The sequence below is a fragment of the Micromonospora sp. ATLC16 genome (assembly GCF_057196645.1).
Genome location: NZ_JBXUOW010000019.1, coordinates 1 through 21,072 on the forward strand (window position 1 = coordinate 1; position 21,072 = coordinate 21,072).

Sequence of the window (21,072 nt, forward strand, 5' to 3'; positions counted from 1 at the left end):
CATCGCCGCAGCCACCCGACGCGCCAACCACCGCCCACACGACCTCATCGACGCCGTGACCACCAGCAACCCGACCATGACCAGGCGAAAACCGACTACGCAATAGCCCTGGGGGATCGGGGGAGCGGGTTGGGAGCAGAGTCGGTCGCGGTTCCGTCATCTGAGACGCGGATCCCGCGGGCAACGCCTTGAACAGCCACTTCTGGCTGGTGACCCTTCGGCGGGCCTGAAGAGGTCCCACGGCGGCTACACTTGCGTGAGCCTCAAAGTCTTGCCGATGGTCATCGGCGGTGGGGCAATGGTTCGTGTCGCCCCACCGACACGAACCCCATGCCTGCGGCCAGCGTGTAGCGATGGGTAGGGGCGCGCCGTTCCGTAGGTGACGGGTGTTCTGCTGATGAGGGAGCGGGACGCGCTGGACTGGCGACGCCCTGTCGGCCCCCCCGTTTACCCCCCGAAAACCCCCGCACGTGGTTGACAACCAGTGATAAGTAGCGATCATCGCTTGATCATGTCTGCGCAGCTCAGCGCCTACCGCTGACAGCCAATGACAAGGTTGAGGTGGCTACGGACGGTAACAAGGGGTCGTCGGTTCGAATCCGGCCGTCCCGACAGCGAGAGGGTTTCCGCAGTTCAGAGACTTGCGGGAGCCCTCTTTTCATTGCTCGGCATGGATGCCTGGTCTAGCACGCCGCTGTTGGACTCCTTGACTCGGGCAGGTTGTCATGCCGCTACTGGATCTTCAGAAACTCACCGTCGGGCTCTCCCGGACCTGGGCCGGGTTCCTCCGCGACTGGGACCGGTCCCTGCGGGCCGGGAACTATCCGGAGACCACCCGCTACAACTACCTCCTCGCCGCCGCCCAGCTTGGCCGCTACCTGACAGAGCAGTCCCCGGATCCGGACGCCGCCGATGCGGCCCAACCCGGCTACGCAATAGCCCTGGGGCGCGCTGGGCTTGCTACCGCCTCAGCCAGCGACGCCGAGCACGGCGGCGGCGACCATAGCGAGGATGCTGGTTCGGGTACGCATCCGATCGATGATGCAGGCGGCTACTGGTTGGTGCTGGCCGTTGAGACGGGCGAATGGTGTCGCATGGCTGACAGCGCCGATGAGAAGCTGATTCAGGCGAGGTTGCCCAGGGGAATGGCCGGCGTGGCGGGGGACAGCGCGTAGCCGAAACCGCCCTCACGTCGTCTGCGTGTCTACCTGCCGCTGGCATCCGAACACGGCCGCGCCGACTGCCCGTGATCCGGTGCGGGCCATTCGGACGACCGGGTTGGTGAAGGTGGCAACGATGAACGTACGGCGGCGTGAAGTGCATCGCGGCGTACAGCAGCGCCTCGGCTCGTACCGATCGCGGGTCTGCGGCGTGCCGGTCGAGCAGCAGTCCTTGGATCGTCCGGCCGAGTGGGTGGCGCCGGCCTCCATGGTGACGACGACTTCCCGGCCGGGTTGGCGCATCGCTCAAGTTCCCCGCGCAGTTTCGTAGGCTGGTCCGTCTCGTCGCCGGGGGCGGCGGGACCGTGATCGCGGACGGGCGACCGGGCCGGCAGAAGGCTCTCGACTTTGTGCCTTGGCGTAGCTCGCGGCGGGGCGCTATGCTACGCCGCGATGAACCCTCTACTCAGATTGGGGGTCCGGTTCGCGCAAGGTGAGTGCTGATGCGCTCCCTCGCCGCGAATGCGGATTCCCGCCTTTCCCTCTGGCGGCGCGTGCGTGAGTACGCCGTGCCGCCGTCCATGATCGAAGCCGCAACAGATCGTCGTCGCGTTGGTGACTGGGCTGGTGCATGCGCGGCCGCTCGCGTCGATGTCGACCTGAACCTGCGCGCCGTGGCTCGCGGCCACGGTCGGGAACTGGCCGCCCGGCTGCGGTCCGATCTCCGGTACCTCGCGCCAGACCTGCTGCGCTGGCATATGCCGAGGATCGCTCCTGACGGGCTGCTGCGCCCGGGCCTGACTATCTCGCTGACGCGGTACGGCCTGACGGAACACGACGGCGCTGAGCCGGTGCACCTCGTGGCCCGGACTCCACCGGCCTGGGCGGATGCGGACCAGCGGATCAGCCTGGCGCTGTGGGCCGCCGAATCCCGCGACAAGGACGACGGCCCTCATCCGCATCCGCGTCCCGACCGTCGGTTCCGCCTGGACCTGCACCGCCACTTGTGGGATGCGCGGAGAGCCGACGAGTTGCGGAGCCGCTCGGGCCTGGAGCAGCTGCCCTCCGACAACGCCGCCGCGGTGCACCCTGATCCGCTGTGGGACGCGTTGCGGGAATGTGGTTACGCGGTGGACCGGTGGGCGGCCGAAGCGACGCTGCTGCTCCATGAGGAGGGCCGGACCAGCGGTTCGGTGGTGGTGCGGCTCGGCCCTCGACGTCGTCTGGTCCTAGACGTTGCTCCGGCAAGCACGGACCTGCGGCCACCCGCGGCGCGGATCGCCGGGGCCCCGCGGGCTGGTGGTGTCACCGGGGGACCGATGCTGCCAGACGCGGCGACCTGGACGCCACCTGATGTGGAGCTGCTGCGTCGCGGGCTGATCGCAATCGACCGGCTGCACCCGCTGGTCGCCTCCGCGCTCGCGCCTGGTCACCTACCGGCCAGCACCCCGACGTCGCCGGACCCGGCGGCAACGCCACGTCTCGTTGCCTGCCGGGGAGCCTGGCACCGCATCGGCCTGGTGAATGGTGCGCTCACACCCCTGGACCACGACCCAGCGGAGATCCGCCGGGAGGAACTGCTGGCCGCGCTGACCGGCACCCCGCTTCCCTGCCTGCGGGCGATCGACGAGGCGCACCGCAACCCGGAGTGCCTTCCGGACATCCGTGCCCGCTTGGACCACGGGGACACCGCCGGGGCGCTGGCCACTGTCGAGGCCCTGCTCGGACCCGATGCGCTTCTGCGCCGCGGGGATCTGCGGGAGGAACTGGAAAACGCCGCGTTGCGGCGGGTCACGTACGGGCTGTTCCGAGCCGGGCTGACCGGACACGGACCTGCTCCCTGCTCCCGGCACTGGCAGCCCAAGCGTGACCGCCGCTCCCACCCACGTCACGCGATCGCCCGCTGACCAGCGGTCCGCTACCCCTGCCCGGCCCAGGCCGGCCCACCACGATCTCAAAGGTGATCTCAGATGTCTTCCACCCGTACCTCAATCGACCCCACCCCGATGCCGCAGCTCGACGTCGCCGCCGACCTGCTCGCGCTGCTTTCCGACACCACCACAGAAACCCGCTGCCACCCGCAGTTGGAGGCGCTGACCCTGGCCGTGGCAGCCGACCTTCCGGTGCTGCTGTGGGGCGAGCCGGGAATCGGCAAGACTGCCGCGCTGACGCAGCTCGCCGCATCCCTGGACCTGCCGCTGACGACGGTGATCGCCAGTGTCCACGAGCCGTCCGACTTCTCGGGACTGCCCGTCGTCGGCGACGACCCGGCGACCCAGGGTGTGCCGATGGCGCCGCCGGACTGGGCCGTGCGCCTGGTACGCGCCGGTCGCGGACTGTTGTTCCTGGACGAACTGTCCACCGCCCCGCCCGCCGTGCAGGCCGCCCTGCTCCGCCTCGTGCTCGAACGGCGGATCGGTAGCCTGCGCCTGCCGGCCGGGGTCCGGATCGTGGCCGCCGCCAATCCACGGTCCTCCGCCGCCGACGGCTGGGAGTTGAGCCCGCCGCTGGCCAACCGCTTCGTCCACCTGCAGTGGACCCACGACCATGAGGTCGTCGTACGCGGTCTGGGTGGGACCTGGCCCCGGGCTGTGCTGCCCCGGCTCGACCCGCAGCGGCTGCCGGAGGCCGTTGCCCTCGCCCGCCGTGCGGTTTGTGGGCTGCTGTCGGCTCGCCCGGGGCTCGTGCACCGGCTGCCTACCAGTGAGGCCAGCCGTGGTGGTCCGTGGCCGTCGCCGCGCAGCTGGGAGATGACCCTGCGCCTGATCGCCTTCGCCACTGCCGCCGACGTCTCCCGGGAGGTCCTGTCGATGCTGGTCAGAGGCACTGTAGGCGACGGCTCCGGACTGGAACTGCTGGCCAGCCTGGACCGGATGGACCTCCCCGACCCCGAGGTGCTGCTCGCCGACCCGGCCACCGCCGTCCTGCCCGAGCGGGGCGACCTACGCCAGGCCGTGCTCGACGGTGTGGTGGAGGCGGTACGCCGGCGTCCGGATCAGTCCCGCTGGGACGCGGCCTGGGCACTGCGGGTCCGGGCCCTGGAGACCGGTGCCCCGGACCTGGTGGTCGTGCCCGCGTCCACCCTCGCCCGGCTGCGCCAGGAAGACTGGGACGTGCCCGCCTCGATCGAGCAGCTCGCCGGGGCAGTCTCCTTGTCTCGACGGGCTGACCAGACGGCGGCCCGGGTTGCGGCGGTTGCGGGGACCGGCCGATGAGCACCGAACACTCCGGGACGCTGGACCGGGACAAGCTCTTCACCGCCCGGCTGCACGCCGCCCGGGTCCGGCCCTACCTGGCGACGGCGCTGTTCGCCCTGCATGTGGTCGAGTCCCGGTGGGTGCCGACGATGGCGGTGGACCCGCACTGGCGGTGCTACGTCTCGCCAGCGTTCGTGGACCGGACACCTGTGGAGGAACTCGCCGGAGTGTGGGTACACGAGGTCTCGCACCTACTGCGTGACCACCACGGGCGCGGCGACCGGATCGCGCGGGAACGCGGGCTGACCGGGCCGGGGGAGCGACTGCGGATGAACATCGCCGCGGATTGCGAGATCAACGACGACGTCTTCGGCGACGGGCTGGCCCGCCCGGAAGGCGCGGTCGAGCCGAGTTCCCTGCTGCTGCCCGAGGGCCAGCTGATGGAGGACTACCTGCGGCAGTTCCGGCTCGGGCCGCGCACCCAGCATCTGGCCTGGCTGAACTGCGGCAGCGGCGCCGACGGGCTGCAGCGAGAGTGGGACCTCGGACCCGACGGCGCGCACGCCCTCAGCCCGCAGGAGCGGGATGCGGTGCGGTTCCGGGTGGCCGAGAGGATCACCGGCCGACCGGGAAACGTCCCCCAGGGCTGGCGACGGTGGGCGGAACGGGCGTTCCATCCACCGCAGCCGTGGCGAGAACTCCTGGGAGCCGCGGTCCGCTCGGCGGTTTCCGCGCCCGGCGTGGGCGAGGACTACACCTACGGCCGGCCGTCACGGCGCTCCGCCGGCGCACCCGGCGTCGTCCTGCCGGCGCTGCGACGCCGGCCACCGCGGGTCTGCGTCATCATCGACACCTCCGGGTCGGTCAGCGACGCCGAACTCGGCAGCGCCCTGCTCGAGGTCGCCGCGATCTCCCGGGCCGTGGGTGGCCGCCGCGACCTGGTCACCGTGCTGCCCTGCGACGCGGCAGCCCAAGTCGTACGTCCACTGTGCCGAGCCGAGGACATCCCACTAGTCGGTGGTGGGGGTACCGACCTGCGCGCCGGTTTCGCCCGAGCGCTGCGAGACAGCCCGGATGTCATCGTCGTGCTGACCGATGGGCAGACGCCCTGGCCGACCTCACGACCGCGCTGTCGGACCGTCGTGGGACTGTTTTCTCGACTCGGCCGGTGGGACGAGAACGACCCCAACTATGTGCCGGACTCACCGCCCGAGTGGGCGCGCGTGGTCACCATCGGATCCGCCCCCACCGCTCGGTGAGCCCAGCCAGCGTCAGCAAATCGGTGGCGAGCTCCTCGACGAATCCGGGTTGTTGTGGAAGCAGAAGGCGCTGAATGCCTCCAAGCTCTTATCCTAGGACGCTCTTCAGGCTGTGTTTCTCATCAACGGTACAGTCTGGATGAGGTGGCAGGGCGGGTCCTCGCCGTAACGGACCCGGTAACGGCGACGGCCCCGCCCACACAGGGAGCCGGTGGCGCGCGAGGCAACGCCAGCCAGTGGCGTTCTTTGTCAGCACCTTCGAGCGCCAGGTCGCTGCGGTGGGCGCCCCGGTGCTTGTCAGAGGGCGGTTACGGAGATTGTGTCCCTTTCGGTGTCAAAGCGAACATGCCGGGCTCGTTTTCGATGAGGACATGGCGGCTGACCATGCGTTTCAGCTTGGCGCGGGTGCCTTCGACGTGTTTCGGTAGTGGCTCGATGTCGAGAGCAAGGCAGATGCGCCTTCACCTCCTCCTGGGTCCAGGGCTTGCGCTCAGCCTGTGCCTCGACTGCGGCCTTCGCGGCCGCTCTGGGGATGGCGACGAATGCGGCGACGTTGCGGACCACGAGCTGACGCCGAACGGCCACGTTCAGCGCGGTTCGAAGGCGGCCGAGCGTCAGGCGCACTGACCGGACACCGAGCCCCGTTCCGGGCTTGCCACCACGTTTCCGGCCCCTCCGTCCGCATCCAGTCGATCAGAGCCTCGGTGACGTCCTGGAGTGGCTTGCTGGCAAGGCGGGCGCGGACCGGCAGCAGCGCATCGCGGTGGTTGGCGGCGGTGGCCTTCAGGGTGGCGGTGTCTGTGACACTCACAGCGACGCAGAACCCCGATGACGGTGATCCCGGGAAGGACCACCTTCATACCGGGATTCTGCGTCTTTTCGTTGCACCGCAACGGATCCGGGCGCGTCTGGACCACTGACCGAGCCGGCTACTCCAAGTGATTACACCCTTACTCGGAAAGGCTCAGTGCTCCCGGCCCCTGCTTGGTCGAGGTTTCGGCAGGGCGGCAGCGATCACCAGGCGCAGGGTGTGTAGTCCTTGAGGAAGCAGCCGTGCAGGTCTTCGCCCTGTTCGCCGCGGATGATCGGGTCGTAGACCCGGGCCGCGCCGTCGACGAGGTCCAGTGGGGCGTGGAAGCCGGCGTCCGCCAGGCGCATCTTCGTGGGGTGTGGCCGTTCGTCGGTGATCCAGCCGGTGTCGACGCTGGTCATGAGGATGCCGTCGGTCAGCATGTCCTGGGCGCTGGTGCGGGTCAGCATGTTTAGCGCGGCCTTGGCCATGTTGGTGTGTGGGTGCCCTGGCCCTTTGTAGCCGCGGGCGAACTGGCCCTCCATCGCTGACACGTTCACCACGTACTTGCGGCGGGCGGTCGCTGCGGCCATCGCTGGTCGCAGTCGGCTGATCAGTACGAACGGCGCGGTCACGTTGCACAGCTGCACTTCGAGCAGTTCGACCGGGTTCACTTCGTGCACCCGCTGCACCCAGCTGTTGACCGGGTCGAGGTCTGGGACCAGACCGCCGGCGTCGATGGCGCTGGCTGTTGCGATCCGTTGCGGTGAGGCGGAGCCGCTGGTCAGCGCCAGCGCGGTGAGCGCGTGCGGGGTGATGGTGGGCGAGTTCAGTGGGGCTGTCAGGTTGCCCGCCGGGTCGCCCGGGCCGGCCGGTTTGGCGAATGTGATCATCTCCGGCAGTGGGCCGTCGGGCAGGGCCGCCGCCTCCGCGGCGTTGAGTTGCGCGTACGCCGCAGGCGTGCGGCGGACGGTCTGCGCCGCGTTGTTGATCAGGATGTCGAGTGGTCCCTGGTCGCTGACCGAGTCAGCGAGGGCGATGACCTGGGCGGGGTCGCGCAGGTCGATCCCGACGATCCGCAGGCGGTGGAGCCACTCCCCGCTGTCGGGCATCGCGGCGAATCGGCGGACCGCGTCGTGGGGAAACCGGGTGGTCACCGTGGTGTGCGCGCCGTCGCGCAGCAGCCGCAGCGCGATGTACATGCCGATCTTCGCGCGGCCGCCGGTGAGCAGCGCGCGCCGGCCGGTCAGGTCGGTGCGGGCGTTGCGGCGCTCCCGGTTCAGTGCGGCGCAGGGCGGGCAGAGCTGATGGTAGAAGGCGTCCACTTCGCGGTAGCGCTGCTTGCAGATGTAGCAGCCGCGCGGTTTGTGTAGGACGCCGGCCGTGGGACCTGCGGTGGGGGAGGCGAGCGGGTTGCCCTGGGTCTCGTCGTCGATCCGGCCTGGGGCGCCGGTGGCGGTGGCAGCCGTCACTGTGCGGTCGGCCGCCGCGATGGCATCCCGCCGTTCCTCGCGTCGCCGCTGCTTGATCATTTTGTAGAGCTTCGCGGTGGCCCGCTGCACCCGCACCACGTCCGGGTGATCGGGAGGCAGGTCCTCCAACGCCTCGAAGACGCTGAGGCAGGTCTCCAGCCGGGCCGGCTCAATGCGGTATTGACCGGTTTCCGTATTTTTGTCCGCCGTCATGCTGTCGCTGTCTCGTCCCGTTTCCTGCGCCGGAACATGTCCGGCCCACCCCAAGTCCGACCCGGAACTGTACGCACCGCGCGGCCTCCGACGCATCCCGCGCCTGTTCACCAGCTCGAAGACCGTAGAGGTCACACCTCGACCAGGTCGATATGTCCGGTCCGGCCCGTCTGCGGCGGGTATTAGGTGACGGGGTCAGCACGTCCCACAGGTGAGGCCCCTGCTGCGGCCTCACCTGTGATGCGGCAGCGGATCTGGGGTGAGGCCGCCGCGGGGGTGTTGCGCTTTGCCTCGGCGCAGGCACTCGACCTGCTCGAACGGTACGCACCTGAGGAGTCGCTGCCCGGATCGCTGGACGCGTACGGGGTGCTCGCCGCGTATGACGCCGGACGTGTTGTCCGTCTGCTCATCGCCGACTGGACAGTTTCGACGAGATCGCCGACCTGTGCGCAGGCCGACCCATCCTCGCGGCCCGCACCGCCGAACGCGTCGGTGTCCGCCTGCGAAGCGTCCGCGAGTGGCCCGTGTCCAGAATCAGGGTCAAGCCCCGCCGGCCTGCGGGAAGTGTGCCGCCTGGTGCGACGCGTGCAGGGCAAGGAGCGAGACGATCAGGCGATCCTGCTGGCCGGGCGGGGCCCAATGAGCCGTACACGCATCGGCAGGGACGCCAGCGGCCGTCTCCAGCCGATGGCGTCGGCGGCGATCAGTCTCTCTGATCAGAAGGGGGGTGCGTCCTCGCCCATCAACGCCAGCACGACGCCGCCCTTCCCGCTCTTGAGGCTCTGGATCACGACCTTGCCGGTGCTGCCGTCGGGCAGTTCCAGGGTGAAGGTTTTTCCGACCGCGTTCTTGGGGCCATTGCCGGCGCTGTTGGCGGGCCGGAAGTCGCCTGCCCACGGCGGGGTTCCACCCTTGCGGGCGGGCTCGGCGAAGAGCGCGGCGGTGCCGGGGGTCCTGGTGCCGTCCGAGGAGACAAGCACTGAGGCGCTGCGATAGGTAGCCATATTCGTCAAGGCTATCCCGGACTGCGCTCATTCGCGCCACGACACCTGAGCCGTGGCGCGAACGGCCACGGGAAGCGACCTTGATCTGCTCTCACCCCGTGGGTTGGCCCCGGCCCGGCCTGGACCCGTCGTCGAACCTGCAGCTTCGGCGGCCGACAGCCCACTGGATCGGCCGACGTCTCGCCACCGCGTCCGCACTAGAACCAGACGCCTCGCAGGTTGTCGGCGCGCACGATCGGCGGCCATCAACGGACATCTGCTTCCGGGTCGAGAAGGGGCCGAGAATCAGGTCGGGTCGAGTGGGACAACGAGGTCGTCATCGGCGATGAGTACTTCGCCGCCGAAGGTCGATCGGGCCGCAGCCGCGGCGACCACGACCGGGTGACAACCGCTGTCCACCACCAGCTCGTCTTCCTCCGGGACGGGGCGGCAGCGCCACGCTGACCGGCAAGCCGGGCGGCCCCGGTGTGGTGGGCCGCCCGGCTCAGGTGTCAGATATCGCGGACCTCGGCGGCGGCGGCGACCAGGTGTCGCAGTGACGCCTCGACCTCGGGGTAGCCGCGCGTCTTGAGGCCGCAGTCCGGATTGACCCACAACCGGCGGGCCGGCACCGCCGCGACGGCCCGGCGCAGTGCCTCGACCACCTCGTCGCGCGGCGGCACCCGGGGCGAGTGGATGTCCCACACCCCGGGGCCGACGCCCCGGCCGTAGCCGATCGCGGCCAGGTCGTCGAGGACCTCCATCTTGGACCGTGATGCCTCGATGCTGGTGACGTCGGCGTCGAGGGCGTCGATGGCGTGGATCACCTCGCCGAACTCCGAGTAGCACAGGTGGGTGTGGATCTGGGTGTCGTCGGCGACGCCGCTGGTGGCCAGCCGGAACGCGCCGACGGCCCAGTCCAGGTACGCCTTCTGGTCGGCGCTGCGCAGCGGCAGCGTCTCGCGTAGCGCGGGTTCGTCGACCTGGATGACCCGGATGCCGGCGGACTCCAGGTCGCGGCACTCGTCGCGCAGGGCCAGCGCGACCTGGTCGGCGGTGTCCGCGAGGGGTTGGTCGGTGCGGACGAACGACCAGGCCAGGATGGTGACCGGGCCGGTGAGCATGCCCTTTACCGGTTTGCTGGTCAGTGACTGCGCGTAGGTGGACCATTCGATTGTCATCGGGGCCTTGCGAGACACGTCGCCGTAGATGATCGGCGGGCGTACGCAGCGGGAGCCGTACGACTGCACCCAGCCGTGCTGCGTGGCCGCGAAGCCGTCGAGTTGCTCGCCGAAGTACTGCACCATGTCGTTGCGTTCCGGTTCCCCGTGCACCAGCACGTCCAGGCCCAGCTGCTCCTGCAACCGGATGACCTGCTCCACCTCCGTGCGCATCCGGTGGGCGTAGCCGGCGTCGTCGAGGTTGCCGGCCCGGTGCGCGGCGCGGGCCCTGCGCAGTTCGGCGGTCTGCGGGAACGAGCCGATCGTGGTGGTCGGCAGCTCCGGCAGCCCCAGCCTTTCCTGCTGGCGGGCGGCCCGGGTGGGGTACTCACCACGCTGCCGGTCGGTGGGGCGCAACGCGGCCAGGCGGCCGCGCACGTCGTCGTGGCGCCAGTCCGCCGGGGTGGGCGGCAACGGCGCGGGGAGCGTGGTGGTGCCGTCGCGCAGCGCGCGGCCGAGGACGACGATCTCGTCGACCTTCTGCCGGGCGAACGCCAGCCGCTCGGACAGCCGGGAGTCGAGGCGGGTCTCGGCGGACAGGTCGACCGGGACGTGCAGCAGCGAGCAGGACGAGGAGACGGCGACGTGATCGGCGAGCCCGGCGACCGTCGCGCCAGCCGCCACGGCGGCCCGCAGGTCGGTACGCCAGATGTTACGGCCGTCGACCAGACCGGCGACGATGGTCCTGCCGCCCAGCGGGCCGGCGGCGGCGAGCCGATGAAGGTTGCCCGGTCCGGCGACCAGGTCCACACCGACGGCTTCGACCGGAGTGTCCAGCAGCGCCGGAAGCGCGTCGCCGAGATCACCGAAGTAGGTCGCCACGAAGATCTGCGGTCGGTGTGCGAGTTCACCGAGTCGGGTGTAGGCGCGGCGCAGGGCGTCGATCTCCGTCGCGGTCCGGTCGGCGACGTAGGCCGGCTCGTCGAGCTGCACCCAGCCGACGCCCGCGTCGGCCAGGGTGGCGAGCATCCGGGCGTACGTCTCGACCAGGTCGTCGAGGCGGGCGAAGGGATCCTCCCCCTTGGCCAGCAGCAGGAACGTGGCCGGTCCAACGAACACCGGCCGGGTGGTGATGCCCAGCTCTCGGGCCTCGGCGTACTCGCCGAGCGCCTTCGCCGGGTTGGCGGTGAAGACGGTGTCGGAGGCGATCTCCGGCACCAGGTAGTGGTAGTTGGTGTCGAACCACTTCGTCAGCTCCAGCGCCGGTTCGGCGTCGACACCACGGGCCATGGCGAAGTACGTGTCAAGCGTGGACAGGCCCAGCCGCGCGAACCGGCTCGGCACCGCGCCGACGGCGACGGCCGTGTCGAGCATGTGGTCGTAGTAGGAGAAGGTGTTCGACGGGATCGCGTCGAGCTGGGCGTCGCGCAGCGTCCGCCACACCTGCGCCCGCAGCCCGGCGGCGGTGCTCTCCAACGCCTCGGCGTCGACGGTGCCGGCCCAGTACGCCTCGACTGCCTTCTTCAGCTCACGACTGGCACCGATGCGTGGGTAGCCGAGCACAGTGCTCTGCCCGAATGCGGTACTCACCAGGGGGTCCTTCCCTCGAAGTGTCCGACGGGCAGGGGGAGGGGAAGGCGGGTACACCTCAGGTACCGGCTTCCGCCCTTACCCTCCCGCGTGGCCGCCGGCGGCGCACACCGGCGGCGTGCGCAGCACTGGCAGGTCTTCGGACTCGCGGGCATGACACCAGGTCGCCTACTGGCCGTCGCTTCCCAGACCTCACGGTCCAGTGCTCTGTTGACGGCGGTCGTTCCCACTCACCGCTGCGGGGCAGCCCCGGATTCCCACCGGGTTCCCTCTTACGACGTCCCGCCCGCGTGGCCGGGACGCACCAGCACCACCGGCCATCGTACGGGCCGGAGCGCGCCGACCGGTCGGGAGTGTCCGACGTACGGGACGGCGTACGCCGGGCCGTGGTCCGCCGGGTCGGACCTTCCGGACCCCACGACCCGCACCAGCCACGTCCGCCGCCTACACCGCCTACGGCGCCCAGGTGTTCGCCTTCGACCTGTACGGCGACACCGGCGGGTGGATGCCGCAGGGGGATGGTTGCCGGTACCCCGAGTTCACGTCGCCCAGCTCGACGTGGCCCGGTCCCCGGCCCAGGCCGCTTCGAGGATCGCGGTCAGGCTGGCGGTGTCGGTCGGCCCTGGATGGTTCTGTATGAGGCGGGTCACGCCACTGGCCAGTTCCGCGAAGCGGGGCAGGTCGGCGCGGGCCACGCCGATGTCCGCCAGGGTGGGCGGGATGCCGATGTCGGCCAGGAGCCTGTCGAGCCAGCTGAGGAACGCCTCTGCCGCCTCGGCATCCGAGGCATCGGTCACGTCGAGCCCGCACACCCCGGCGAGGATGGCCAGCCGGTCGGCGATGGCGTCCCTTGCCGCTTCCAGCGCGTACGGCAGTAGCAGCCCGACGCCCAGGCCGTGCGGCGTGTGCGTGGTTGCGCCGATCGGGTACTGGAGAGCGTGTGGGGCCGCATTGCCCGCGTGGGCGAAGGCGATCCCGGCGAGCATGGACCCATAGGACATGTCTGCCCGCGCGTCCGTGTCGCCGCCGTCCCTGACGGCCCGACGCAGACTACGGGCGATCCGCTCCGCGGCCAGGAGCGCGTAGTGGTCGGTGATCGGGTTGCGGCCGAGGAACACCTGCTCCACCGGGTCGCGTGGTCCGTGAGCCCGGGGTCGGGCGGTGTAGCTTTCCACCGCGTGACAGAACGCGTCGATGCCGGAGTGCGCGGTGACGGTCGCCGGGCAGGTGTACGTGAGTTCGGGGTCGACGATGGCGAAGTCGGGCACGATGTGAACGCTGGAGACCCCCACCTTCAGCTGGCGGTCCGGGTCGGTCAGCACCGAGACGGGGGTGAGTTCGGAGCCGGTGCCTGACGTCGTCGGGACCGCGACGAGAGGAATCGTCGGCCCCGGCACCTTCGATTCGCCGTAGAAGTCGCGCGGCGTCCCACCGTGGCGCCGGATGACGCCGACGATTTTGGCGAGGTCGATCACCGTGCCACCCCCGATGGCCAGGATGACGTCGGCGTCCACCTCGGCGGCGGCCGAGACGGCCAGGTCGACATCGGCGAGTGGCACGTCGGGAGTCGCGTCGGAGAACACCTTGACGGCCTCGACCTGTTCCCGCACGGCGGCCACGATCTCGGCCACGCCCGGCTGCCCCAGAAGAACCTGGTCGGTCAGGATGAGGACGCGTGAGCCGCTCTCGGCCACCACTCGTGGGATGTTCTGTGCGACCCCTTCGCCCACTATCAACTGGCGTGGTCCGCGGACGGTCTCAAGCATGATGTCAGTGCCTCTCCGGAGCGTCGGCGGCGATTTGCGGGGCGGACGTCCAGGTCACCTGGACGGCGCCGGCGAGGTTGCCCGCCCGGGTGGCGCAGGCGCGCGCCGGGCGGTGGGGCGCACGCAGGCGGAGTCGCCGGCGTCTCGGATGCCAGCGGGTTCGTGCCGGCCACGGCCCGGGGTCCGCCCGCCGGGTGTGGATCGGTCAGGTCTCGGGCGCGCAGGGCGGGGTGATTCTCGGCGGACGCTCGGAGTAGCAGGCCGGTCACGGGAGGTCGATCGCCGCGTAGGTGAGGTCGAGGTACTCGAGGATGCCCTCGTGCGACCCCTCCTTGCCGACCCCGGACTGCTTCACGCCTCCGAACGGAGCTGACGGGTCCGATATCAGACCACGGTTGATGCCGACCATTCCCGTATCCAGCCCCTCGGTGAAGCGGAGCGCCCGCTGAAGGTCACGGGTGAAGACGTATCCGACCAGGCCGTGCTCGGTGTCGTTGGCCTTCGCCGTCACCTCGTCGTCGGACGTGAACGAGATGATCGGCGCGACCGGGCCGAAGATCTCCGCCCTGAGCATCCGCGCGTCTTCAGGCACGTCGACCAGGACCGTAGGCGGGTAGAAGTGGCCCGACCCGTTCGGACGCTCGCCGCCCACCAAGACCCGGGCGCCGCGATCGACCGCGTCGGCGACGAGCTCGTCGATCCTGGTGACCGAGGTCTCGTCGATCAATGCGCCGACGTCCACACCGTCGTCGAGACCATGGCCCATCGAGAGCGCGCCCATCCGCTCGGCGAAGCGCGCCGTGAACTCCTCGCACACCGGCTCCTCGACGTAGATCCGGTTGGCCGCGATGCAGGACTCCCCGATGTTGCGCATCTTGGCCACCATCGCACCGTCGACCGCGACATCCAGGTCCGCGTCCGCACAGACGATCAGGGCCGCGTTGCCGCCCAGCTCCATGGAGGTACGCAGCACGTTGTCGGCGGCCTGTCGTAGCAACACGCGCCCGACCTCTGTCGATCCGGTGAACGAAAGCTTGCGCGTGCGGCTGTCGGCCAGCAGCGCCGAGACCACCTCGCCGGACCGCTTGGTGGTCACCACGTTGACGACGCCCGGGGGGACGCCGACCTCTTCCATGATGCGGGCCAGTAACAGCATGGTGAGTGGCGTCTGGGCTGCTGGCTTGGTGATCGTCGTGCAGCCGGCGGCCAGCGCGGGAGCGATCTTGCGGGCGCCCATGGCCAACGGGAAGTTCCAGGGCGTCACGAAGACGCATGGGCCGACCGGCTTCGGCACGGTGAGGATGCGATATCCACCTGCGGGAGCGGTGCTGTAGCGCCCTTCGACGCGCACCGCCTCCTCGGCGAACCAGCGAAAGAACTCGGCGCCGTAGGCCACCTCTGCCCGAGCCTCGACGAGGGGCTTGCCCATCTCGAGCGTTATCAGCCGGGCGATCTCCTCGGATCGCTCGGTCAGTGCCCGGTACGTCGCCGTCAACAACTCCGACCGCTTCCGCGGCGGGGTCGCGGCCCACTCCGCCATCGCCTTGCTCGCCACGTCCAGAGCGGCGAGCCCGTCCACGACATCGGCGTCCGCCACCTCGGCGATGGTCTTGCCGGTGGCCGGGTCCTCGATGGCAAACGTGGCTCCGCTTGCGGCGTCGCGCCAGGCGTCGCCGATCCGGAGCCGCCGGTGCTCGGGGGCCAGGACGTTCATCGGGTCACTCACTGCGTCGCCTCCTCTGATCCTCTTGGTGTTGTCTGGCATGCCTGCGCGATCACGCTGTGCGGGTAGCCGGACGGGCCACCCGCCCTCGCCCGGGGGGTGAGGTCGCCGAGCGGGTCGAACGTGGCAGTGGCCTGGTTCGCAGGGCGCCACCCCGCGCCATCGATCGACTCCTCGGGCCATGGCCGTCCCAGCGTCGTCGGGCCGTGCTCAGTGGCGGCGGTCGGCCGAGGTTCGATTGCCGCGTACGGGCACATGGTCGTCGCCGCCCGGTGCGGTTATCGCCCAGCCTCGGACAGCGACAGCCCGGTGCCCGCATCGAACAGGTGCGCACGGTCCAGGTCGACCGTGACCTGCACCCGCTCGCCCGGCGTTCCGGTGACGGTGGGTCGTGCCTTGACCTTGAGGATCTCCGTCCCCACCTGGACGTCGACCACCGTCCGGTCACCGAGCGGCTCAAGGCCGTAGAGCTTCCCGGACAACGACGCGTCCCCGCGCCGCTCGACGGACAGGTCCTCGGCCCGCACGCCCAGCAGCAGCGCACGACCGTCCTCAGCCGTGGTCCAGCGGGGCCGCGGCAGCGTCCAGCCTTGCGCACCGACCAGGCGGTCTCCGTCGGCGTGGCAGGCGAGCAGGCTGATCGGCGGGCTCCCGACGAAGCCCGCGACCCACTGGTTGGCGGGACGCTCGTACACCTCGGTCGGCGTCCCGACCTGTTGCACCTTCCCCTCCTTGAGGACCGCGACCTGGTCGGCCATGGACAGTGCCTCGACCTGGTCGTTGGTCACGTAGATGAAGGTTGCTCCGAGGCTGCGGTGGATGCGGGTGAGCTCGGTGCGCATCTCGACGCGCAGCTTGAGATCGAGGTTTGTCAGCGGCTCGTCCATGAGAAACGCGCGCGGGCGACGGACCAGCGCCCGGGCCAGGGCGACCCGCTGCATCTCGCCGCCGGACAACTGCGCGGGACGACGCTGCAGCAGCCGCTCGATGTGCAACAGGTTCGACATCCGCTCGACGGCAGCGGCGATCTCGCTCGAAGAACAGCGGCGTGCCCGCAGCGGCGAAGCGATGTTCTCGTACGCCGTGTGTCGCGGGTAGAGGGCGTAGTTCTGGAAGACCATGGCCAGGTCGCGCGCGGCCGGGGCGTCACCGGTCGCGTCCCGCCCGTTAAGTTGCACCGTCCCGGCGTCGAGTTTCTCAAGACCTGCGATCGCTCGTAGGGTCGTCGTCTTGCCTGCCCCGGAGGGTCCGAGCACGACGAAGAACGAGCCGTCCGGCACGTCCAGCGTCACCCCGTCCAGGGCCTGGACCTTGCCGAAGGATTTGCACAACCCGTGCACTGCCACGGTTCCCATCAGGCCACCAGTTCTTCCGTGCTCACGTCGTAGACCGCCGGGGTCCCGCCGGTGTGCCGTAGCCCGACCGGTGCGTCAGCGGCGAAACGGACAGTCGGGGGCATCCGGACCCGTACGTCGTGTTGGCCGCCGTGGTTGACCACGTAGATGATCTCGTCGCCCAGCCACTCCGCCGAGACCACGCGGGCCGGGACCGAACGTTTAGCCCCCGGTTCGGTGACCTCCAGCGCCTCCGGACGGACGCCGGCAACCAGGCGACGGTCGCGCGGCAGGCCGGGCGGTGGCGTGAGGACCAGCCCGCCCTGACTGCTCAGCTTCCCGTCGGCCACCTCGACCTCAACCAGGTTCATCGGCGGGGAGCCGATGAAGGCGGCGCAGAAGAGGCTCGCCGGTCGGTCGTAGACCTCCAGCGGGGTGCCGATCTGCTCGACGCGGCCTTTGTTGAGGATGGCGATCCGGTGCCCGAGCGACATCGCCTCGACCTGGTCGTGGGTGACGTAGACCATCGTCGTCCCCAGTTCCCCCTGCAGGTGTTTGATCTCCGTGCGCATGTCCGCTCTCAGTTCCGCGTCCAGGTTGGTGAGCGGTTCGTCCATCAGGAATGCGCGCGGTCGTCGCACCAGGGCGCGAGCCAGCGCGACGCGTTGCTGCTCCCCGCCGGACAGCTGGCGTGGTCGCCGGTCGAGCAGCGGACCGAGCCGCATCAGCCGGGCGGCCTCGTCGACCCGTTCGCGTACCTCCGCCTTGGGTAGTCCTTCGGCCCGCAGTGGGAACGCCAGGTTGTCGCGGGTTTTCAGATGCGGGTAGAGAGCATAGAACTGGAACACCATGGCGATGTCGCGCTCGGCGGGCGGCAGGTCGTTGACCAGTGTGTCGCCGATGCGGATGACGCCGCTCGTCTGCCGCTCCAGGCCGGCTATGGCCCGCAGCGTGGTCGTCTTGCCGCAACCCGACGGGCCGAGCATGACGAACAGCTCGCCGTCGCCGATGGACAGGTCCACGTGGTCGACCGCGACCGTCCCGTCCGGGTAGCGCTTGTGCAGCGCGGTCACCTCGATGCCCGCCATCAGCGTCGCACCGCCCCGAGCGTCACACCGGCGATGAGGTGCTTGCGCACCAGGTAGGCGAAGACGAGTACCGGTAGGGCGAAGACCACGGAGGCGGCGGCCACGAGACCCCAGTCCGTGGTGGTGCCGCCGATGAGGCCGGCGATGGCGGGCGGGGCCGTCCGCACGTTGTCGCTGGAGGTGAGGAAGATGGCGAACACGAACTCGTTCCACGAGAAGATGAGAGCGAAGACCGCCGTGGCGGCGATGCCGGGCACGAGCAGGGGAAGGGTGAACCGCCGGAACGCCTGCAAGCGGGTGTAACCGTCGAGCATGGCGGCGTCCTCGTACTCCGCGGGCACCTCGTCGACGAACCCCTTCATCATCCAGATGGTGAAGGGGACGTTGAAGGCGGTGTAGATGAGGATCAGGCCGAGCTTGCTGTCGATGAGCCCGACCTGGCGGTACATGAGGAAGATCGGGATCACGACCACCACGGGCGGCATGAAGCGGGTGGACAGGATGAAGAACAGTTGGTCCTTCTTGGCCTTCACGGCGAAGCGTGAGTAGGCCCAGGCCGCCGGGACCCCCAGCACGGTGGCAAGCGCCGTGGAGACCCCGGCGACCACGGCCGAGTTGAGGAACGCGACGGACAAGGCCGAGCGACCGCCGTCGGGGGCGACGAACACGTCCTTGAAGTGCTCCATGGTGACCGTGAAGCCGAAGAACTCGGCCGGGATGGCGTAGACGTCGCGGTTCTCCTTGATGGACGTCTCGATCATCCACAGCACCGGGAAGAGCATCACGACAGCCAGCACGGTCAGCAGCGCGACCTCCAGCACGGAGCGGCCCCGGCCGCCGAGGCGACGCGCGGGGAGCGTGCGATTCCGGTCAGGACCTGTGGACACGGCCTCGTCGACGGAGACGGCCATCAGCCCTCCTTGAGCTTGTTCAGGTAGCGCAGGTAGAGCTGCGTGAGGATGATGACGACGAGGACCATGAGAATCCCGTACGCCGAGGCGGTTCCGGTGTTGAAGCCCAGGAACGCGACCTTGTAGACGTGGAACGACAACGTCTCGGTGGAGACGCCCGGGCCTCCGTTGGTGAGGATGTAGACGAGGTCGAACAGTCGGAAGGCCTCGATGGCCCGGAACAGCACGGCGATGAGGAGCAGCGGCCACACCAGCGGAAGCGTGATGGTGCGGAACCGGAACCACTCGGACGCCCGGTCGATCGAGGCGGCCTCGTACAGGTACTTCGGGACGGCGCTCAGGCCGGCAAGTGCGATGAGCATGATGAACGGCGTCCATTGCCAGGTGTCGACCACGATCAGGGAGAGCAGAGCCGTCCGCTGCCGGGTGAGCCACTCCACCTGCCCCAGGCCGAGCGAGCCGAGCATGCTGTTGATCACGCCGAACTGCGCGTCGAGCATGAATCGCCAGAACAGCCCGACCACCACCGGCGACAGCATCATCGGTACCAGGAACAGAGTGGTCAGCGCTCCTCGCCCGTGCGTGCGGCGTGAGATCAGGTAGGCGATGCCGAAACCGAGCACGGTCTGCAGGGTGACCGCGCCGACCACGTAGATCAACGTCGTCAGGGCCCGCTGGTGGACCTGCGCCGACGTCAGTACGGCGGTGTAGTTTCCGAACCCGACGAAGCGGGCGGGCCCCCCGCGGGTGGCCGAGTAGTCGGTGAAGGACAGGTACAACGCCCACAGCAACGGAAACACCGACATCGCGAGCAACAGCAGCATCGCGGGGGAGATGAAGGCCACGGCGAGCCCCCGGTCGCTCAGCCGGTGGGACCGACCCGGCGCAGGTGGCGTCGCGGACGCCACCTGCCCGGGGTCTTCGGTCGTCAGAGGTACGGGGTCACTCACAGCCCGCCGCCGCCCTTGCGGTTGCTGGAGTCGAGCACGGCCTGCTGCTCCTTGGCGATGTCGTCGAGCGCCTCCTTCGGTGCCTTCGCGCCGTTGAGGGCCGCGTTCACGTTGGTGTTCTCGATGTCGACGAGGCGCGCGTACTCCGGCACGTTCCACATGTCCCGCATCCGTGGAACCGAGTCGGTGTACACCTGGTTGAACGGCCCGGCATCGAGGAACTCGGGGGATTCGAGGGCGTCCGTACGCGACGGCACGCCACCGGCCGCGGCCCACTGCTTCTGGATGTCGGCCCGCTGGAACCACTTCATGAAGTTCAGGGCCTCAACCTGGTTCGCCTCGGCGGAGTAGGCCGACACGTGCATCCCCATGCCGCCGAGCGGGACCAGGTTGGTCTTCTGGCTCGGGAGGGTGGCGAAACCCAGCTTGTCGAGAATCTGCTCCCGGGTGGCGCCGAGCGTCGACTGCTTCGGATCGAGCAGGCCGCCGCTCGCGGCGATCCAGTTGAACGCGATGCACGCCTTGCCCTGGGCGACCGCCGCGTTCACCTCGTCGATGAACCAGCTGCCGGATCCTCTGGCGGTCAGCGGCTTCATCCTGTTGACCAGGACGTCCATCGCCTCCTGGCCCGCAGCGTCGTTGAGGACACCCTCGATCTTGCGCGTCTTGGGGTCCCAGAGGTTGCCGCCGTAGACGCCGTTCACCGTGTTGTAGGTGACGGCCGCGGCGTCGGAGCCGTTGGCCTGGTGGAAAGCCAGCCCACTGACGCCAGGGTGGTCCGCCTGGCACTTCTCGGCGACTGAGATCATCTCATCCCAGGTCTGCGGTGGCTTGTCGCCGATCAGGTCCTTCCGATAGATCATCGTCCAGGTGTCGCCGAGCAGCGGCAGTCCGTACAGGCTGGCGTTCTCGTCGCGCTTGCCGGTTTCCGCCTGGGGGAACTGGCCGTACGCCGCCAGGAGGTACGGGTCGTAGGCCTCGACGTCGATGTTGTTCTCGACGAAGTCGGTGATGTCGAGGATGTTGCCGTTCGTCACGGCCTCGCCGATGTGCTGCGAGTCCAGGATCGCGATGTCGAAGTCGGTCTTGCGCGCGGCGAACTGGGTGAACATCGCGTCGTGCCAGTTCGCGTTCGGCACGGTGTTCACCTTGATCGTCGCGTTCGGCCGCTCCTTCTTGTACTCCGCGTTCGCGAAGGCTTCCAGCGCCTGGGCGGGGGGCCAGTCGAACCAGATGAAGCTGAGGGTCAGCGGGTCCGTGGTGAGCTCCGGGATGGTCGCCGGCGCCTTGGGCGCGTTCGCCTGCGCGTCGTCGTCCTGGCCATCGCCACAAGCCGCCATGGTCGTCGCCACCAGCAGCATGGCCGCCGTCACCAGCTGCACCTTTCGGCCGGGAACGGATACTCGTCCTATTCGCCGTTGAAACCGCATGTCGCCTGCTTTCTGCGTGGGGACTTCTAGAACCTCGCTATGTGCT

General features: G+C 69.5%; 14 protein-coding genes, 1 pseudogene and 1 riboswitch. Of the genes and pseudogenes, 5 read left to right on the top strand and 10 right to left on the bottom strand.

Annotated features, from left to right (window positions below):
- Positions 1 to 725 precede the first annotated feature (725 nt).
- The 5 genes and pseudogenes from AC2CHE_RS10710 to AC2CHE_RS10730 all read left to right on the top strand — a co-directional run bounded on the left by AC2CHE_RS10710 (position 726) and on the right by AC2CHE_RS10730 (position 5,616).
- Entirely contained in the window at positions 726 to 1,175 is a 450-nt protein-coding gene (locus AC2CHE_RS10710) for a hypothetical protein (RefSeq protein WP_484504750.1), read from the top strand.
- 299 nt (positions 1,176 to 1,474) lie between these two features.
- Positions 1,475 to 1,567 (top strand): annotated as a pseudogene (locus AC2CHE_RS10715) (IS5/IS1182 family transposase); the annotation flags it as partial.
- 96 nt (positions 1,568 to 1,663) lie between these two features.
- Positions 1,664 to 3,067: a hypothetical protein gene (locus AC2CHE_RS10720; protein WP_484504751.1), complete on the top strand. Its 1,404-nt coding sequence runs from the start codon at positions 1,664 to 1,666 to the stop codon at positions 3,065 to 3,067.
- Between the two features lie 63 nt (positions 3,068 to 3,130).
- Positions 3,131 to 4,375, top strand: a complete 1,245-nt coding sequence (locus AC2CHE_RS10725; protein ID WP_484504752.1) for an AAA family ATPase — start codon at positions 3,131 to 3,133, stop codon at positions 4,373 to 4,375.
- Positions 4,372 to 5,616, top strand: a complete 1,245-nt coding sequence (locus tag AC2CHE_RS10730) for a vWA domain-containing protein (protein WP_484504753.1) — start codon at positions 4,372 to 4,374, stop codon at positions 5,614 to 5,616. The genes AC2CHE_RS10725 and AC2CHE_RS10730 overlap by 4 nt, the downstream gene beginning before the upstream one ends.
- A 1,014-nt stretch (positions 5,617 to 6,630) precedes the next feature.
- Here the strand turns inward: AC2CHE_RS10730 and AC2CHE_RS10735 are convergent.
- The 10 genes from AC2CHE_RS10735 to AC2CHE_RS10780 form a co-directional block, all read right to left on the bottom strand.
- Positions 6,631 to 8,091, bottom strand: coding sequence for an SDR family NAD(P)-dependent oxidoreductase (locus AC2CHE_RS10735; protein WP_484504754.1), 1,461 nt, complete (start codon positions 8,089 to 8,091; stop codon positions 6,631 to 6,633).
- A gap of 716 nt (positions 8,092 to 8,807) precedes the next feature.
- Positions 8,808 to 9,095, bottom strand: a complete 288-nt coding sequence (locus AC2CHE_RS10740) for a hypothetical protein (RefSeq protein ID WP_484504755.1) — start codon at positions 9,093 to 9,095, stop codon at positions 8,808 to 8,810.
- Between the two features lie 491 nt (positions 9,096 to 9,586).
- Positions 9,587 to 11,824, bottom strand: a complete 2,238-nt coding sequence (gene metE / locus AC2CHE_RS10745; RefSeq protein ID WP_484504756.1) for a 5-methyltetrahydropteroyltriglutamate--homocysteine S-methyltransferase — start codon at positions 11,822 to 11,824, stop codon at positions 9,587 to 9,589.
- A 113-nt stretch (positions 11,825 to 11,937) separates the two neighbouring features.
- Positions 11,938 to 12,148: riboswitch (cobalamin riboswitch) on the bottom strand.
- A gap of 215 nt (positions 12,149 to 12,363) precedes the next feature.
- On the bottom strand, positions 12,364 to 13,590 hold the full coding sequence (locus tag AC2CHE_RS10750) for an iron-containing alcohol dehydrogenase (RefSeq protein ID WP_484504757.1): 1,227 nt from the start codon (positions 13,588 to 13,590) through the stop codon (positions 12,364 to 12,366).
- A 265-nt stretch (positions 13,591 to 13,855) separates the two neighbouring features.
- Positions 13,856 to 15,316: an NAD-dependent succinate-semialdehyde dehydrogenase gene (locus AC2CHE_RS10755; RefSeq protein ID WP_484504758.1), complete on the bottom strand. Its 1,461-nt coding sequence runs from the start codon at positions 15,314 to 15,316 to the stop codon at positions 13,856 to 13,858.
- 275 nt (positions 15,317 to 15,591) lie between these two features.
- The gene (locus AC2CHE_RS10760) at positions 15,592 to 16,668 is read right to left on the bottom strand and encodes an ABC transporter ATP-binding protein (protein WP_484504759.1); all 1,077 of its coding nucleotides are present in this window, start codon (positions 16,666 to 16,668) and stop codon (positions 15,592 to 15,594) included.
- Positions 16,668 to 17,735, bottom strand: a complete 1,068-nt coding sequence (locus AC2CHE_RS10765; RefSeq protein WP_484504760.1) for an ABC transporter ATP-binding protein — start codon at positions 17,733 to 17,735, stop codon at positions 16,668 to 16,670. Before AC2CHE_RS10765 ends, AC2CHE_RS10760 begins: the two co-directional genes overlap by 1 nt.
- The gene (locus tag AC2CHE_RS10770; protein WP_484504761.1) at positions 17,735 to 18,646 is read right to left on the bottom strand and encodes a carbohydrate ABC transporter permease; all 912 of its coding nucleotides are present in this window, start codon (positions 18,644 to 18,646) and stop codon (positions 17,735 to 17,737) included. The genes AC2CHE_RS10765 and AC2CHE_RS10770 overlap by 1 nt, the downstream gene beginning before the upstream one ends.
- Positions 18,646 to 19,554, bottom strand: a complete 909-nt coding sequence (locus AC2CHE_RS10775; protein WP_484504762.1) for a carbohydrate ABC transporter permease — start codon at positions 19,552 to 19,554, stop codon at positions 18,646 to 18,648. Before AC2CHE_RS10775 ends, AC2CHE_RS10770 begins: the two co-directional genes overlap by 1 nt.
- 38 nt (positions 19,555 to 19,592) lie before the next feature.
- A complete protein-coding gene (locus tag AC2CHE_RS10780; RefSeq protein ID WP_484504763.1) occupies positions 19,593 to 20,969 on the bottom strand; it encodes an extracellular solute-binding protein in 1,377 nt (458 codons plus the stop codon).
- Positions 20,970 to 21,072 lie beyond the last annotated feature (103 nt).